13 protein-coding genes and 1 pseudogene are annotated in these 17875 nt (G+C 40.2%); 2 read left to right on the forward strand and 12 right to left on the reverse strand.

Going from position 1 to position 17875, the window contains the following annotated elements; genetic code table 11:
• Positions 1-18 precede the first annotated feature (18 nt).
• Entirely contained in the window at positions 19-933 is a 915-nt protein-coding gene (locus tag PTRA_RS10050; protein WP_058373681.1) for a M14 family metallopeptidase, read from the forward strand.
• A gap of 93 nt (positions 934-1026) precedes the next feature.
• On the opposite strand, the gene ccoG is transcribed toward PTRA_RS10050, so the two are convergent.
• From ccoG to PTRA_RS10095, 9 genes and pseudogenes are all read right to left on the reverse strand, one after another.
• On the reverse strand, positions 1027-2409 hold the full coding sequence (gene ccoG / locus PTRA_RS10055; RefSeq protein WP_058373682.1) for a cytochrome c oxidase accessory protein CcoG: 1383 nt from the start codon (positions 2407-2409) through the stop codon (positions 1027-1029).
• Positions 2410-2554: 145 nt separating this feature from the next.
• A pseudogene (locus tag PTRA_RS19315) lies at positions 2555-3972 on the reverse strand (sigma-54 interaction domain-containing protein).
• A 538-nt stretch (positions 3973-4510) separates the two neighbouring features.
• Complete coding sequence (locus PTRA_RS10065; protein WP_058373683.1) at positions 4511-5065, reverse strand: YceB family lipoprotein; 555 nt, start codon at positions 5063-5065, stop codon at positions 4511-4513.
• A 93-nt stretch (positions 5066-5158) separates the two neighbouring features.
• Complete coding sequence (locus tag PTRA_RS10070) at positions 5159-7840, reverse strand: DUF349 domain-containing protein (RefSeq protein WP_058373684.1); 2682 nt, start codon at positions 7838-7840, stop codon at positions 5159-5161.
• Positions 7830-8111 (reverse strand): YeaC family protein, encoded by a 282-nt coding sequence (locus PTRA_RS10075; RefSeq protein ID WP_011328568.1) that lies wholly within the window; start codon positions 8109-8111, stop codon positions 7830-7832. Before PTRA_RS10075 ends, PTRA_RS10070 begins: the two co-directional genes overlap by 11 nt.
• A 1-nt stretch (position 8112) precedes the next feature.
• Positions 8113-8439, reverse strand: coding sequence for a hypothetical protein (locus PTRA_RS10080; RefSeq protein ID WP_011328569.1), 327 nt, complete (start codon positions 8437-8439; stop codon positions 8113-8115).
• Between the two features lie 58 nt (positions 8440-8497).
• Positions 8498-10165, reverse strand: a complete 1668-nt coding sequence (locus tag PTRA_RS10085) for an alanine/glycine:cation symporter family protein (protein WP_058373685.1) — start codon at positions 10163-10165, stop codon at positions 8498-8500.
• A 149-nt stretch (positions 10166-10314) separates the two neighbouring features.
• A complete protein-coding gene (locus PTRA_RS10090; protein WP_011328571.1) occupies positions 10315-11442 on the reverse strand; it encodes a M14 family metallopeptidase in 1128 nt (375 codons plus the stop codon).
• 174 nt (positions 11443-11616) lie between these two features.
• Positions 11617-13059, reverse strand: a complete 1443-nt coding sequence (locus tag PTRA_RS10095; RefSeq protein ID WP_058373686.1) for a glyceraldehyde-3-phosphate dehydrogenase — start codon at positions 13057-13059, stop codon at positions 11617-11619.
• Between the two features lie 200 nt (positions 13060-13259).
• Here PTRA_RS10095 and PTRA_RS10100 point away from each other — a divergent pair, with 200 nt between their 5' ends.
• On the forward strand, positions 13260-14060 hold the full coding sequence (locus tag PTRA_RS10100) for a DUF2989 domain-containing protein (protein ID WP_058373687.1): 801 nt from the start codon (positions 13260-13262) through the stop codon (positions 14058-14060).
• 66 nt (positions 14061-14126) lie between these two features.
• Here the strand turns inward: PTRA_RS10100 and ihfA are convergent, their stop codons facing one another.
• From ihfA to pheS, 3 genes are read right to left on the reverse strand one after another with little or no spacing between them, the layout of a single operon-like run.
• Positions 14127-14426, reverse strand: coding sequence for an integration host factor subunit alpha (ihfA, locus tag PTRA_RS10105; protein ID WP_011328574.1), 300 nt, complete (start codon positions 14424-14426; stop codon positions 14127-14129).
• Positions 14427-14428: 2 nt separating this feature from the next.
• Complete coding sequence (gene pheT / locus PTRA_RS10110) at positions 14429-16816, reverse strand: phenylalanine--tRNA ligase subunit beta (protein WP_058373688.1); 2388 nt, start codon at positions 16814-16816, stop codon at positions 14429-14431.
• Between the two features lie 15 nt (positions 16817-16831).
• On the reverse strand, positions 16832-17812 hold the full coding sequence (gene pheS, locus PTRA_RS10115) for a phenylalanine--tRNA ligase subunit alpha (RefSeq protein ID WP_058373689.1): 981 nt from the start codon (positions 17810-17812) through the stop codon (positions 16832-16834).
• Between the last annotated feature and the right edge of the window lie 63 nt (positions 17813-17875).

Here is a 17875-nt window from a genome sequence, read left to right on the forward strand (position 1 = left end):
TAATATTAAAGGTTTATTATGACTAACAGCACATATCCTATTGGCACACCCGGCACTAAGTGGAATAACAACGATAAAGCCGATTGGTTAACCCGCCAAAATATTAAACGCAGCTATCAAAATGAAGTAGTAACACTCATTAACGAGCTCAAAAGTACGCTTAATGTAGAGCAATATGGCGAACTAAATTACGTTGCAGGCAAATACCCTTTATTTGTTTTAAAAACCGCTGACTTTAAAACTAACAAGCCTACCGTTTTAATTACCGGTGGAGTACACGGCTACGAAACTAGTGGCGTACACGGCGCACTTAGGTTTGCAAAAACGGCAGCGAAAAAATATAGTCAGCATTTTAATATTGTTATTGCACCTTGTATTAGCCCTTGGGGTTACGAAACGATAAACCGCTGGAACCCAGAAGCCATTGATCCTAACCGCTCATTTTATGAAGGTAGCCCAGCGCAAGAGTCGGCAGCGATTATGGCCTATGTAAAATCTCTTGAGTTAGATTTAATTGCACATATTGATTTGCACGAAACGACCGACAGCGACAACAGCGAATTTCGCCCAGCACTCGCTGCACGCGAAGGCACAGTAAATACTAATTGGAATATTCCCGATGGTTTTTATTTAGTGGCCAATAGCACTAAACCTGAGGCTGCATTTCAAAAAGCCATTATTGATAGCGTAGCAAAAGTAACCCACATTGCGCCAAGTGATGAAAATAACCAACTTATTGGTGTGTCACAAGAGCAATTTGGGGTGATAAACTACGCTGCACGCGAGTTAGGTTTATGCATGGGTTTTACCAATGCACCTTATGTAACCACCACTGAAGTATACCCAGATAGCCCTACAGCAAGCGACGAAGAATGTATTTTGGCGCAAGTGGCCGTAATTACGAGCGCATTAGATTATATAATTAATCTGTGATCTGGGTTTAAATATGTACAATAAATAATCTTGTTAAAATGCCCAAGTAGGTAAACTAGCTTGGGCATTATTATACTTTTAATTCTTATACTTTTAATTTTTATAAAAGTAACTGTCTTTCGTTATGCTAATACTCGGGTCTTCTTCTGCAAAAATAATAAATTTAACTTTACTTACCTTACTTGGAATATCATAGCCATCTGCTGTTACCGTTACGGGTATACGCTTCATCACTCCAGGTTGAATTAGCATTGCATTTGGGCTAGTTAATTTGGCCTCTGCTAAACCTGATATAGCAATAGTGTAGTGCAATGTTTGCTGGGTTTTATTTATAATCGTTAACGTATAAGGGTTTTCTACTAACCCCTCGTAATTGACCCTGTACAAAGCGCCTCTATCGCGCAGCACCGAGGCTTCAATAGGTGTTCTTTGTGCCACCCAAGCAAACATAGCTACAATTAGCATCACGGTCAAAACACCATAACCCACCAACTTAAGCCTAAAAGGGTTGGTTTTTTTACCCGCCATTTGCTCTTCGCTAGCGTACTTTATTAACCCTTTTTCATAACCAAATTTGTTCATAGTATCGTCGCAAGCATCAATACATAAACCACAGTTTATACATTCATATTGCAAACCATTTCGAATATCTATTCCAGCTGGGCATACTTCTACACATAAATTACAATCTACGCAGTCACCTAAGTTAAGTGCTTTTGGATCGGCCTTACGTTTACGTGGGCCACGGTTTTCACCGCGTGCGCCATCGTAAGTAACCACAAGCGTATCCTTATCAAACATAACCGATTGAAAACGCGAATACGGACACGCCACAGTACACATTTTTTCACGTAAAAACCCTGCGTTACCATAAGTACACAAAGCAAATAAAAACACCCAAAAGCTAGTAATACCCGACCACTCAAAAGTAAACATTTCTAAGTACAATGTTTTTGCGGGTATAAAATAAGTTAAAAATGAAGTGGCAGTTAATAGTGATAGCACCAACCAAGCACTGTGCTTAGTAAGCTTTTTACGCCATTTGGTAAAACCCCATGCAGATTTATCAAGCTGTATACGCTGATTACGTGTGCCCTCAACGCGTTGCTCAACCCACGAGAACATCAACATCCAAATAGTTTGAGGACAAGTATAGCCACACCAAACACGGCCTAACCAGTTGGTTACAAAAAATAACGCAAACGCCCCCACCATAAACAACATGGCTACAATAATAAAATCTTGCGGGAATAAAGTTAAAGCGAAAATAGTAAACTTTTGCGTTGCTACATCTAATAGCACCGCTTGTTGGCCGTTATATTGGATCCACGGTATTGCAATAAACGTAAGCATTAACAACCAGCCTAAGTTTCGGCGTATACGTTGAAAAAAGCCTTTTTGCTCACGTATATAAATTGGCCCTTCGCTTTTGTAGGGCTTGATGATTATATCTTCTTCTTTAATATCAAACTTCATAATATTTACTTAATCATAACGGATGTTAGTTAAGCATTTGCAACTTTCAGACCAAACTGAAATCTAACTTATTACATTGATATTAAAGGTTTTTATTTTCATCCTAAATTCCAGCTTCGCGAAATAAAGCGACACTCGCGATATATCACGAAACTTTACTAATCCCTAGCTTGTGCATTTTAGAGCGCAAAGTACTCTCTGGCATACCAAGCTTTACAGCGGCGCCTTTACTACCCGATATTTGCCAAGCCGACAGCTTAAGCACTGTCGTAATATGCTGTTTTTGCATTTCATTGAGCGTTAATGCTGGGTTTATAGTACTTTGCGATATTGCTTGTAATGGCTGGCTTAATTGTAAAACGGCTTGCTTAGATAAAATGGCCTCGCGCTCTAATACATTTTGTAACTCTCTAATATTACCTGGCCAGTCATAGGCTTGTAGTTGAGAAATTGCCTTATTACTTAATCCCTTAAGCTGCTTAGTTAAACGTTTATTTAACTGCACAATTAAATTACTACATAAATAAGGAATATCTTCCTTGCGCTCTCTCAGCGCTGGCACTTTTATAGGAAATACATTTAAGCGATAGTATAAATCGATTCTAAAACTGCCTTTTTGCACCATTTCCCATAAATCGCGGTTAGTTGCGGCAATAACACGAATATCTACCTTTAATGTATTGCTTGCCCCAACACGTTCAAATTCTTGCTCTTGCAACACTCTAAGTAACTTACTTTGCGCTTCAAGCGGCAGCTCTGCTATTTCATCTAAAAATAAGGTGCCTTTGTCGGCTAGTTCAAAACGCCCTTTACGGCGCTCATTTGCACCAGTAAATGCGCCTTTTTCATGACCAAACAGCTCTGACTCTAATAAGCTTGGCGTAAATGCTGCGCAGTTCACTTTTATAAAGGGCTGTTTATTGCGCTTACTTAATCTATAGAGGTTTCGGGCAACCAGCTCTTTACCTGTACCATTTTCGCCTAAAATAAGCACTGTGGTATCGGTTTCGCTCACTAACTTAATTTGCTCTAACATGGTTTGAAACACGTGGCTTTTGCCGACTAAGCCAGAGTCTTGCCAATCTTCGTTTAATTCTGCAATTAAATAATTATTTTCATCTTGTAACTGCTCACTCAAATTTTTTACTTGTGCAAGTGCATCTTGTAATGCATTTTGTGTTTGTTGCTGCTGAGAAATATCGCGAAATACCGCTACCGCACCTATCAATTCATTATTTCGGTAAACTGGTGTCGATGTGTACTCAACAGGGAAAGAGCTGCCATCTTTGCGCCAAAAAACTTCGTTTTTCACTTCACGGCGTTTACCATCAAACATAGTACAATATATTTGGCATTCGTCGGCTGGATAAGGCGTGCCATCAGCATGAGTATGATGATGGTATTGATGAATTTTTTACCTAATAATGTCTCTGCACTCCACCCTGTCATGCGCTCGGCCGCAGGATTAACAAATACGGCATTACCCGACAGATCAAAGCCATAAATCCCTTCGCCCACTGCGTTGAGTAATAAACTAGGATCGTTTAAAAATTGCTTTATCATAAAATAGCCTCGCGAAATATCGCGACCATTATGACAATTTAATTCAAAAAGTGCACTGCAAAAATTATTATTAGTAATTAATAGCGCTGGAGGAAGGGGGGTGACAATAGAATTACTAAAATACAAAAATTTATGACAGAAAACAAAGCCTAGTTACCTTATTATGCTAACTAGGGTCTGTTGACCTTTGCGGATTAGAATTTGTTCGAACTAGGGGCGATTTAATCACGGCGCGAAATTTGTAACCTAGTGGACTCGATAACTGCTCCTGCGTTATTCTACTGGCTTACATCCATGTAAGAATAAGTAAAAATCGAGCAAAGCTTCTGCGTCCTGCTCACGCCCCTTACCTACATCCATGTAGGCACCCCTAGGCAGAACCCTTCGGGCAGCGCATGTTTAGCATTGATGCTACGTTATCGCCTATTTATGGGGAATAACCACACCACACAGGCTCTGCCTTGCCTAAATACCAAACACACTGCTGCAAATTCAACCTTGAAAAATCAACAGACCCTAACCTTTTTTTACAACTAACTTAAAGGCGTGGAACCAACTTTATAGCGCCTGCGACCACTTTCATATCAAGTGGTAGTTTACTTAACAAGGCCATTTTAGGATCGTTCATATTTAGCTCATACACTGGGTTAACAGCTAAAAAGCGATTAATAATATCCATAGCTTGTTCGTCTAGCGCACCTAAGTTGCCTTTAAAACCACCAGCATCAACACTCGAATCTAGTAATTTTATATTACGTAAAAACACCGCTTTTTTCTCGCTGTCGTAAAATGGGCTACCTTCTATTTGCAGCTTTAAGCGTACTGGGTATTTTAATGCAAAAGCACTAATGTTGGCGCTTGAGTCGGCGCCTAGCACCACAACATCACGATTTTCTGGACCAATATTTACACTCACATCGTTTACATCAAACTCTACAGGTAATCCCATTAAACTTACCTGTTCGCTTAATTTAGGAAGCTGTTTTACTAATAACGACTCCACATCGGCGTTAGTAAATGAATAAACAGACATTCCTTGTGTGGCGTTACATGCAGTTAAAAATAATGCGGCAATAATAAATAATATTTTCATAAAAAACTCTCTAAATTATTATAAATGATGGGTATAAAAAAGCCGCTTACGAGCGGCTTTTAAAAGAGTAATACTCTATTAGGTGTAACTACACTAAGCTGTAAAAACAGCCTTTAGCCGTGCTAGTGTGTCAGCATCAACTGAACCTTCACTGAGCGCTAACAACTGCTTTAAATAATAGCTTATATCTGCATGTTCGCCACGATGCTTATCATCTAACATGGCAACTTGCTCAGCCATTCTTTGCATTGCATCATTGCTACTTACATTAGCTAAAATTTCCATTCTAGTAAGTAACTGTGCACTACTAAGTGATGTTTTAAGTATAGCTTGGTACTGGCTCGGTATTGCTTCATTATTTTCAAGAGCGTTAAATAAGGCCACTAAATTAGCTTGTTCGGCTTGGCTAGTTAGCCCTGCAAGCTTCTCTTCTATGGCGCTAAGTAACGACGTTACTTTTGGCGATAATGACTTAAACTGGGTATACCCTTTAACTTTAGTTTCTAAGTCATGTAATTGCGCTTTTTCGTTAATTTGACCCAGCGCCAATTCAAGTTCGTTAAGCTCAGCGACTACTTGCTTGTCGTTTTCGCTTTGATCTAACTTTTGCTGCTCAAACTCGCTGCTGCGTTTAGTGAAGGTTTCGTCGTTAAATTGACGAAACTTTTGCCATAAGGCATTTTCAGCTTTTAAGCCGGCAAAGCCAATTGTTTGCCACTGCTGCTGTAATTGTTTTAGCTCTTGGCATGCTGCTGCTAGGTCATCACTTTGTGATAATTGCTGCGCTTGCTCTACTAATGCATTTTTAAGTGCAGCATTGCCTTTATGAAACGCATTTAACGCCGCTAGCACACGCTGCTGCTCGTTTTTATAACGATCGTTTAATACACGGTAGGTTTTAGGGTCAACTTTACCCACACTGCGCCATGCTTTGTTTAAACGATTGTATTGGCTTTCAAACTGCTTCCAATCAAAACCCTGCTCGTCAGTTGCGAGTAAGTGCAGTGCATGCATGTCAGCAATAATACTTTCGCGCTGCGCTTTTGACGCTTCACGCTGTACTTCTTGCTCTGCAAAGTAGTTACGGCAAGGTGCAAACAATAATTCGATTTTTTGATCAAATTGCTCACCTTGTTGCTTTTCTTCGTCTGTATCTAAGCGGCCAAGCTCATTCCAGCGTTTACGCAACACTTTAACTTGATCAGCACGTTGCTGTGGGTCTACGCACTCCTCTAAAACGAGCGCGCTAACTTCTTCAAGTAAGGCTTCGCGCTTTGGTGCTGCAGCATATTTTTGCCAATCTTTGGCGTCAGCTAGTTGCGCTTCTAAATCGGTTTTTAAGCTTACAAGTGGTTGCTGATACTGCTCAGTTAACGTATTAAATAGCTCTTCAAAGCCTTTAAACACACCAAATGCAACGTTAAAACGACCTTCTTCTATTAGGCGCTTTACATCACGGGCTTTGCGCTTAGCTTGGCTTTGATTTTTTTCAAGCGGTTTTATCAACTCGTTCATTGGCACTAAAAATTGCTTTTTATGCGCATTAAGCTGTGTTTTAAACGTACCCTGCAATGCACTATCTAATATATTTAGATGATTACGCGCCGCCTTAAAACCACTATTAAATGCAGCTAAGGTTTCGTCGTATTGGGTTAAATCGGCTGCTGGTTTTATTTCACACAGTGCAGCAAATGCCAGCTTATAATCTTTAATAGCAGACGTTAGCTCAGGTAATTTAGCTACTTGAGTAAATAATTTTTCTAACTTATTAATAACCTGTTTTGATTGTGGGTTATTAGCTAACTCGGTTTCATTTATTGCTTGTTGAGCCTGCGCTACTTTTGCATCAAGCCAATCTTGCTGAATTTGCTCTGGCGTTTCTAGGCCAAGTTGCAATGCATTTTCAATTTCTTCACTTAAAGCTTCAAGCGTTGCTAATGCCAGCAGTTGACGCTGTTGAAGTGCAAGTAATTGCTGCTCTTTTTCGTGCTCACTGCGAAGCTGTGCAATATGGGCATTTAGCTTTTCGGTAATTGTGCTGTACTTTTCGTTTAGCAATTTTACTTGCTCGGTGCTAAGCCACTTAAGCTCTAAGGCTTGCCATTGCGCCATTAACTCACCCGCTTTTGGGTTTACTAATGCAAAATCATTTTTATCGCGCAAAGCATTTAGCTTGGCTAAAATAACACGGGTTTCTCCCTCAACTTGCGCTGGCATTTCAATTGCTAAACGCTCGTTTTCTAGGTGCGTGTTAAGCGCTGTTTTGGCACTGTTTTGTGCATGCTTTAATAATGGTTTAGTTAACTGGTGGGTAATAACCAACTCAACTAATTGCGCTTGTAACTCTTCGCTGCCCTCTTTAAAGGCTTTTTCTATTAGTTTAGGGTTTCCTAGGCGCTTTAATAACTTAACCCGCACTTGCAGCTCTTTTTCTGCAAAGGCAAGTTTTTCGAGGGTTTTTACTGGTGCAAAACGCTCTATATATTCACTTTTAATTTGCGGCGACAGTGTACTTTCGCTACTTAAAACAGCGATAGATATTTGTTGTTCAGCAATATCTTTTAATGCTTGATCTTGTTTATAGGCTTTCCACCACAGTGGCAAGTCGTTTACTTTTTGCAGTGCCTTACGACGAATTTCTGCTGAGCTATCTTCCAGCGCTAAAGTACTTAAAATTATTGCGTCGCGTTGTACATCTAATTTTTCGATTGCATCTAGACGTACTTGCAGCTTTGGATGTTTCCATTTTGGCGTAAAAAGGTGTTTAAAGATCATGTTCACTAAACCTAGCTATTTCGTTATCTGAGTTAAATTCTTTTTGCAGTTGTGCTTTTGTTTTTTGCACCATTTCGCCATTTGCACCAATAGTAAATTGCTCATTCGATTGAGCAACTTTTGCTTGATACAACATAACTAACTGCACTGTTTGCTGCTTTTGTTCATCTGATAAAGGAGTACCGTCTGGCCATTTGCCAGTTGCTGCTCCGTATTGCAAACGTTCAAATAATTCTGGGGTAATATTTTGTACAAGATTGTCGATATTCATGTCATTTTTTCTTTTTTAGAGTCACTAAAATAATACGATTAATAAGGTACCAAATACACCCCACGCCAATAGCGATGGTGTAAGCATACCACTGAGGTGTTTTTTCTTGCGGTTGTAAGAAGTACAAACAGAAAAAACCGCCTAAAAATAGGATAAGTGCTAAAAATGAGTGAGTTATAAACATTTGCTGTTTTTTAATTCGCTGTTCACGTTGAAGCTGTTGAACTTGCTCATTATTTAAGTCGGCAACGTTACTTTCGCAATGCGGACATTGCGCGTGTTTATCTGATATTGATTTGGCACATTTAGGGCAACGAATAATCGCCATACATCTCTCCATACTACGCATAAAAAAAGCGCCTTGCGGCGCCTTTATTGTACTTGTTTTATTTCTCGTTGTCTTTTTTGAATTTGACCCAGTAGTCATCTACCGACTCTTTCATCTCTTTGCGCAATAACATTATGCCAATTAAGTTAGGTAGTGTCATAACAACAATGGCCACTGCCGCTAACTTCCATACCAAGGTGGTATCGGCAAACGATGCCCAAAAGAATGCAGCCACATAAAATACGCGATACGGCATTACTGAGCGATGCCCTAATAAGTAAATCATTGCGCGATCCCCATAGTACGACCAAGCAATGGCAGTAGAGAACGCAAACAGCAATAAGCCTATTGATACAATGTACTGGCCACTATCGCCAAAGTAACCACGTTTAAAAGCCTTGGTGGTTAGCTCTGCTGAATGTACCAATGACTTGCCCACTAAACTAATGCTGTCATCTGTTGGCATGCCATCTATTACTTCTACAACACCTGTGTATTTGTGCTTTTCAGTAATACCAAAGCGTACGTCCTCAGCAATGGAGCGTGAATGTAATACCGTAAAGCCCGTATTTAATGCTTCACCATTAACCACTTCAATATTGCCGGTAAACGTCTGTATATTACTTTTTTGACCATTAAGGTATTTATAGAGGTCTTCGCGCTGTGTTTGATTTTCTTCTGTGTAATCGCCTTTAATAATACTCATGGCTGAGCGTTCGAAATGGGTTTGGAATTTTTCATTCCACACCCCCGAGGATAAAATAACCAAACCCGTAAGTGTACAAATAATAATGGTATCGATAAAAGGTTCTAGTATAGATACTATGCCCTCTGAAACTGGCTCATCAGCCTTTGCCGAAGCATGCGCTATAGGTGCAGAACCTTGACCCGCTTCGTTAGAGAATAAACCACGGTTTACACCACGATTAAACGCATAAGCAAATGACGCCCCCAAAAAGCCACCTGCGGCAGCAGAGCCTGAAAATGCGTCCATAAATACGGCAGAAAATGAAGGACCGATGTTTTCAGCGTTATAAAAAATAACAGCCAGAGCACCAATAATATAAATAGCCGCCATTAACGGTACTACGCGTGATGTAATTGCTGCAATACGTTTAATGCCGCCTAATATAACCAAGGCAAGTAAAATAGATAACACAGCACCTGTGGCCATAGGCGCAAAACCAAAGGTGGCTTCCATCCCTTGTGCAATATTATTAATTTGTGGCAAGCTGCCTGTACCAAACGAGCTAATTACAGTGGCTACGGCAAATAAAATGGCCAGCCATTTCATGTTAAGGCGTTTATCCATGTAATACATTGGGCCGCCAGACATAGTGCCATCTTCAGTTTTTTCACGGTATTTATGCGACAAGGTAACTTCTACAAACTTGGTAGTCATACCAAAAAATGCCGTCATCCACATCCAAAACAACGCCGCAGGCCCACCAATTGAAATAGCCAGTGCTACGCCACCAATATTACCTGTACCCACTGTGCCCGATAGTGCTGTAGCAAGCGCTTGAAAGTGAGTGGTATCCCCTTCTGTATCCTTTTTATCAAACTTACCCGAAACAACTTGGCAAGCATGTTTAAAATACCGTATTTGGGGAAACTTTAAATAAATAGTAAAAAACAAACCAACCCCTAATAACACATAAGGAAACCATACAGCTCCTCCTAACATGCCATCTAGGCTATCTAAAAGTTGTCCGAATGCATCCACGCTAAATTCCTCTTATTATTTTATTTTTGAAATTGCTGACTAAACATTCGTTAAGCCACAGTTTATTGTGCCGTTGCGCACTTGTTATTTTTGTAAGTGTTGTAACAAAAAAGGGCAACATTTTAATGTTGCCCTTACCTTATACTAATTTATCTTAATTTATCAACGACATTTACGATAGCCGCTAAAGTATCTTGGCCAAATTGATATGAACGACGATCTGACCAACCATAATCTGGGTCGGGTAAGTCGTTATTATCTTTAAATGGCATTTCTACTGTATAGGTAAGCGCCTTAAATTCTTCTGCTGTTGCAGATGAACCTACTGTAAGGTTAGCTTGCCCTGGCTCGTCTTTAGGGTAACCATGCTCGTCTTGAAACTCTGGAGTAATGGTTAACAAAGCAGCTTTAAAGCTATCTTCTAGATCTTTTAAGCGCGCATCGTAACTTGGAATGCCTTCACTGCCGGCTACAAAGTTATACGGGATTGCTTCATCACCATGAATATCAAGGTGCATATCTAGGCCTGTTTCACGCATTTTATTAAGCACTAAATAAACTTCGGGGCTATTTTCCATACTCGGCGTTTGCCATTCACGGTTTAAGTTAACGCCTTTAGCATTAGTACGTAAGTGCCCACGAGCACTGCCATCTGGATTCATGTTTGGCACAATATAAAATACTGCTTTTGATAGTAATGCGGCAGCATGCGGGTCTTCATCATCAAGTAGTTTGTGAAGTATTCCTTCTACAAACCACTGCGCCATTGTTTCACCCGGATGCTGGCGAGCGGTGATCCAAATGTTTTTCTTATCTGCGCTTGGCTCACCAATTTTAAGTACGCTCATGTCGCGGCCATCAAGGGTTTCGCCTAATGTTTCTAATTGGCAAATTTGCTGGCTTTGCGCCCACGTAAGTAAATCTAAGTGACGCTCATAGCTATATGGTGCAAAATAAGCAAAATAAACACTGCCGCACTCTGGCTCTATTTCAAAGCTTAATGTGCCATTTTCGTAGCTTGAAGGTACACGAAACCATGTTTGACGGTCATACGATGCAACTGCCTGATAGTCTACCCAACCATCTGGATAAGCTGAGTTTTCGAGCTTATTTATGTTTAGTTTATGTAATTGGTAAGGAGTTGTTTCTAGACGAAAATGAAACCACTGATAAAATTCAGACTGGAAATCGTTATTAATCTCTAACTGGATATTTAATGGATCGGTGGCTTCAATAACCTTAATATTACCACTGTCGAAATTGCTGCTGATTTTCATGACAAAAAACCTATAAGTTGACTAAGTGTCTCTGGACTGCATAAATAGCCAGGATGTAAGTACGCTGCGATTAGCCGTATCTAATGTATAAAGCGTACCATAAGCGCTGCGCTTTAAAAATATTGATAATCAAAAAAGCCAGCAAATGCTGGCTTTTGTATAACGACTAATAAATTAGTGAGGTAAGCTTGGGAATGCCACTTCGGCCATATCGCGCATACAACGTACCACTTGGCAGCTGTAACCAAACTCATTATCGTACCAAACGTAAAGTACAATACGATTGTCATCAACAATCGTTGCTTGCGAGTCAACCACACCAGCGTAACGACTACCTACTAAATCAGTAGATACGATTTCAGTAGAAGCGGTGTAATCAATTTGGTCGCGCAAGTCTGAGTGAAGTGCGGTATCGCGTAAAAATGCGTTTAGCTCTTCTACCGAGGTGCTCTTTTCTAAATTTAAGTTCAAAATAGCCAGCGACACGTTAGGTGTAGGTACGCGAATTGCGTTACCCGTTAGTTTGCCTTCAAGCTCTGGTAGTGCTTTTGAAACCGCTTTTGCAGCGCCTGTTTCAGTAATTACCATGTTAAGCGCAGCAGCACGGCCACGACGGTCTGCTTTGTGGTAGTTATCAATTAAGTTTTGGTCATTAGTATACGAGTGAACCGTTTCTACGTGACCATTTTTAATGCCAAACTTATCGTTTAATGCTTTAAGTGTTGGTGTAATGGCATTAGTTGTACAGCTTGCTGCACATACAATTTTGTCTTCAGGTAAAATATCTTTGTTATTTACACCATATACGATGTTTTTTATATTACCTTTAGCAGGAGCCGTTAATAGTACTTTAGCAGCACCTTTACATTCCAAATGCTGACCAAGACCTGCTTCATCTTTCCAAATGCCTGTGTTATCAACAATAAGTGCATTGTCGATACCGTAAGCTGTGTAATCTATTTCGCTAGGAGAGTTAGCGTAAATAACCTGAATGTAGCTACCATTAGCTTTAATTGCATTACGTTCTTTATCAACAGTGATAGAGCCATTAAATGGACCATGAATTGAATCACGACGTAATAAGCTGGCACGTTTTTCAAGGTCGCCATCTTTACCACCACGCACAACAATTGCGCGTAGGCGTAAATCAGCATAAGGACCTGATTTTTCAATTAGTAGGCGTGCAAGTAAACGGCCAATTCGACCAAAGCCATAAAGCACCACGTCACGTGATTCTTTAGCCGGTAAATCAGCAATTTCAGCAAGCTCATCTTTTACAAACTCTTCAACAGAACGACCGTTTGCAACATCATTATACAAATAACTATAAGCCAGCTTACCAATATCGATACGTGCAGAATTTAAATCCATTTTGCTAATCGCTTCTAAAAATGGGAAGCTTTCACGTAAACGTAATTTTGTACCTTCAAACTGCGCAACTGATTTGTGAGATTTGATAATTTCAATTGGGCTTGCATTTACAAGTGGACGGCCATAAACAGCAATTTCGATACCACGACTACGATAAAGCTTACCAATGATTGGTTGCATGCTTTCTGCGTAACCTTGGCGTTCTTGCCAACTATTTGTGTATTCTAACTCGTGAGATGAGGTCATTTTATTTACCTAAGTTAAACATTTTTGAACGGATAGCCCTAGAGCATTTAACCATCAAAAGTTGAAATAATTTCGACCCTGATAAGTCAACGCACTCTAGTGACTTCCCTATTCTAATTTAATCTTGCTTTATTCTCTACTGTTAGAGGCTAATTGATTGCGTTAGAATAACATTATATTAATATATTTAAGGGTTGAGGATGATTATAAGACTAATAGCAGTGCTTGGAGTACTCACCCTAGCCGGATGTGAAAAGCCACTAAGCTTGGCCCAAGTATGTAAAGAAACGCCCGGGTTTTGCAACGATCTAAATAAAGATAATCATTGCAGAGAGCAGCGCTCTAGCACTATTTTGCAGCGTTATATAGAATATAAGCACCCAACGGATGAAAATAAATATCAGCTACTTAAAGAGTTTGAATCATATAATCAGTGTATTACGCTTGCAGCTAAAATTGAGCATATAAAATTAAAAGAAAAAAAGACCTCACGTGTAGAGGGTAAATTAACCAGTATTAAAGAAATGACGCGATTATATCAAGACACTAAAAATACTAATCACCCAGGCTTACTTTATTATCATTGGTCGCGTAATAACGATCAGCGAGCACTGACTAAGTTTTTAGCCTTGGAGCATGATGAAAGGGTGACAACAAGTGCTGAAATGCAACTTTTTTTGGCATCGTATTATATTAAGTTTGATGATGATAAAACGATTGATTTGCTCTACAAAACATTAGAGCTTAATAAAGCACAGCAAATACCTGTTCCCGAGGTGTTTACCTCTTTGGTCAGTTTGTTTTATAAACAACAAAAGTATAAGCATGCTTATGTTTTTTCAAAAGTTGCGCAGATGTCGGGCATAGAAAACGTTGATATATTTGCTGTAGAGCAGCAATTAGCAAGCAGCAGAAAAAACCTTGATAGTTTAGATTTATTAGCGCAACAAACTTTTCAGCAAATTCGCGCTGGTAAGTTTGTATCACCTAGGGAGTTTTAAGTAATCTAGGCGTAGTTAAATAAAACATTAATAATAAAAAAGGCAGCTTACGCTGCCTTTTTTATATTACTTTGCTTTACTTGTGCCCACTTCTACTCGGGTTTTAAGTTTTTGCCCAGGTCTAAAGGTCACCACGCGACGCGCCGAAATAGGAATATCTTCCCCTGTTTTCGGATTACGTCCCGGTCTTTCTTTTTTATCACGAAGATCAAAATTACCAAATCCAGAGAGCTTAATCTGCTCGCCTTTTTCAAGCGCTGAGCGGATTTCTTCAAAAAACGCTTCAACTAAATCTTTGGCATCTTTTTTATTGATCCCGAGTTTTTCAAATAGGTGTTCAGCTATGTCGGCTTTAGTAAGCGCCATATCTAGTCCCTCAACGATGCATTAAACTGTTCGGCCAGTGTGGCCACCACGTTATCAACTACTAGATTGATATCTTTCTCTTCGAGTGTTCTATCAACCGATTGCAGTGTTAGAGCAATCGCCAAACTCTTATAATTTGGCTCAATACCTTTGCCCTTATACACATCGAATAAGTTTAGGTCAACTAATTGATTTCCGCCAACTTTTTCTATCGCTGTTAAAATATCGCCAATATTTACGCTCTCTTGCACTAAAATCGCGATGTCGCGGCGATTTGAAGGGAATTTAGACACCCCTGCAATTTGCGGTAAATTTCTTTTTTCAATTGCCGACATTTCAATTTCAAACACAAATGTAGCATTATTGATATCTAACGACTTTTGCACTTGAGGGTGTAAAGCACCAAAAAAGCCAACCTTTTTTCCAGCAACATAAATTACCGCTGATTGACCAGGATGCAAACCATCTGACTGCTCTGCTTTAATTTCAAAGCGGCTGACATCATTGGTAATTGCCAGTAGTGCTTCCACGTCACCTTTCACATCGTAAAAATCGACGTTGCGTTTTTCTTCAACCCAATGTTCGCCATGCGCAAGACCGGTAATTACACCGCCAATTACTGGCACTTGGTTAACACCGTTTTCGGCATTTTCGTCACTTAAAAATTTAAGGCCGTGTTCAAATAAACGAATACGCGGTTGCTGACGATTTTGGTTATACGCTAGCGACGCCAATAAGCCCGGCATTAAGCTTACTCGCATTGCCGACATTTCAATTGAAATTGGGTGCGGTAATACTAGCGGCTGACTTTCTGGGTGCAAAATAGCTTGCGCTTTAGGGTCTACAAAACTGTACGTAATAGCCTCTTGATAGCCACGGGCTACTAGCGTATTACGAAACTTACTTAGTGCGATAGTCGCTTCGTTATGGGTGGTCATTTTAAGTTTAGCAGTCGGTGCAACATTAGGAATACTGTTGTAACCGTAAACACGTGCCACTTCTTCAATTAAATCTTCTTCAATACGCACATCAAAACGGTAACTAGGTACATCTGCACTCCAGCTGTCGTTTTCAACTTTTACGTTAAAACCTAAGCGGGTTAAAATATCAGTAACTTTCTCATCTTCAATATGATGGCCAATAACACGGTCTAAACGGCTACGACGTAAACGAACCTCAGTCACTTTAGGTAGCTTATCTGCGGCAACGGCTTCAACCACTGGGCCTGCTTCACCGCCTACTATTTCAAGTAGTAACGCTGTTGCACGCTCTATTGCATCATGCTGTAGCGCAAAATCAACACCACGCTCATAACGATGCGAGGCATCTGTGTGCAAACCATAGCTACGCGCTTGCCCTGCAATTGCTATAGGGTTAAAGAATGCGCTTTCAAGTAATATATCAGACGTTTTATCTGTAACACCCGATTGCTCGCCACCAAAAATACCCGCAATGGCTAGCGCTTTATTATGATCGGCTATCACTAATGTAGATTCGTTTAATTTAACGCTATTACCGTCAAGTAAAACCAGCTCTTCACCGGCATTTGCACTACGCACTTTAATACCACCTTCAATTGCATTTAAATCAAATGCATGCATTGGGTGGCCAAGTTCTAGTAATACATAATTAGTAACATCGACTACTGGATCGATTGAACGCACACCGCTGCGACGTAGTTTTTCAACCAACCATAACGGCGTTGCTGTATCAAGGTTAATGCCTTTGATCACACGACCAAGGTAGCGAGGACATGCATCTTCATTAACTAATTCAATCGATACTTTATCGTCAATTGTTGGTGTAACCGCTGGAATTTGTAATACGTTTACGTCTATGCTGTTAAGTACGCCCACTTCACGGGCTAAGCCTTTTATACCTAAACAATCACCACGGTTTGGCGTCAAATCAACATCAATAATATTATCATCAAGGCCTAGGTATTCACGTAAATCTGTTCCTACTGGCGCATCACTTGGCAATTCCATAATGCCATCGCCTTCTTCGCTAATACCTAGCTCGACAAAGGCACACAACATGCCATTTGAAGGTTGGCCACGTAACTTGGCTTTTTTAATTTTAAAATCACCAGGAAGCACGGCACCAACAGTTGCAACCGCAACTTTAATGCCTAAACGACAGTTTGGTGCACCACATACAATATCAAGCAGTTCATCACCACCGACATTAATTTTGGTAACGCGGAGCTTATCTGCATCAGGATGTTGCCCACATTCAACAACTTCACCTACCAAGACACCATTAAACTTTGCTGCTGCAGGTGTTACACCATCAACTTCTAGACCAGCCATAGAAAGCTGTTCCGACAGAGCTTGCGTATCAATGGCTGGATTAACCCACTCTCTTAACCACTTTTCACTAAATTTCATATTATTGTTTCACTCTTAACGGAACTGGTTTAGGAATTTTAAGTCATTTTCAAAAAATGCACGTAAATCGTTTACGCCATAACGCAACATAGTTAAGCGCTCTACACCCATGCCAAAAGCAAAGCCGGTGTATTTTTCAGGATCAATGCCCACAGACTTAAGAACGTTTGGATGTACCATGCCACAGCCTAATACTTCTAGCCATTTTCCGTCTTTACCCATTACGTCTACTTCTGCTGAAGGTTCTGTAAAAGGGAAAAATGAAGGACGGAAACGAATTTCCATGTCTTCTTCAAAAAAGTTACGCAGGAAGTCGTGTAAAATACCTTTAAGTTCAGTAAAACTCACATCTGTGTCGACCATTAAGCCTTCAACCTGATGAAACATAGGCGTGTGCGTTTGGTCATAATCGTTACGATATACACGTCCAGGAGAAATAATACGCAGTGGCGGTTGCTCAACTTCCATTGTACGTATTTGTACGCCACTCGTTTGCGTACGCAATACCAGCTTAGGGTTGAAGTAAAAAGTATCGTGATCAGCACGGGCAGGATGATGCTCAGGAATATTTAACGCATCAAAGTTATGAAAGTCATCTTCAACTTCAGGACCCGATTTAACTGCAAAGCCTAACTCACCAAAAAAGCTTTCTATGCGCTCAATGGTACGTGTAACCGGATGTAAACCACCAGTAGGCATAATACGCCCAGGTAATGTTACATCGATAGTTTCAGCGGCTAGCTTTTTTTCTAGCGCTTTACTGGCTAACAGCTCACGTTTATCGTTTATAGCAGCTTGCACATCTTGTTTAGCTTGATTAATAACTTGGCCCGCTTCTTTGCGTTCTTCAGGGGCAATTTTGCCTAACGTTTTAAGTAAGCTGGTGATCTCGCCTTTTTTGCCAAGGTAATTAACCCGCATTTCTTCTAACTGCGCGATTTCACTGGCACTGGCTACCGCCTCAAGTGCTTGCGCTAATATATTTTCTAAGTTCATTGGATACCTGATCTTTCACAGAAGGTGATTGCTGTTAAGTAATAACTTATGATAACTGAAAGC

The organism is Pseudoalteromonas translucida KMM 520 (genome assembly GCF_001465295.1).
Taxonomy (GTDB): Bacteria; Pseudomonadota; Gammaproteobacteria; order Enterobacterales; family Alteromonadaceae; genus Pseudoalteromonas; species Pseudoalteromonas translucida.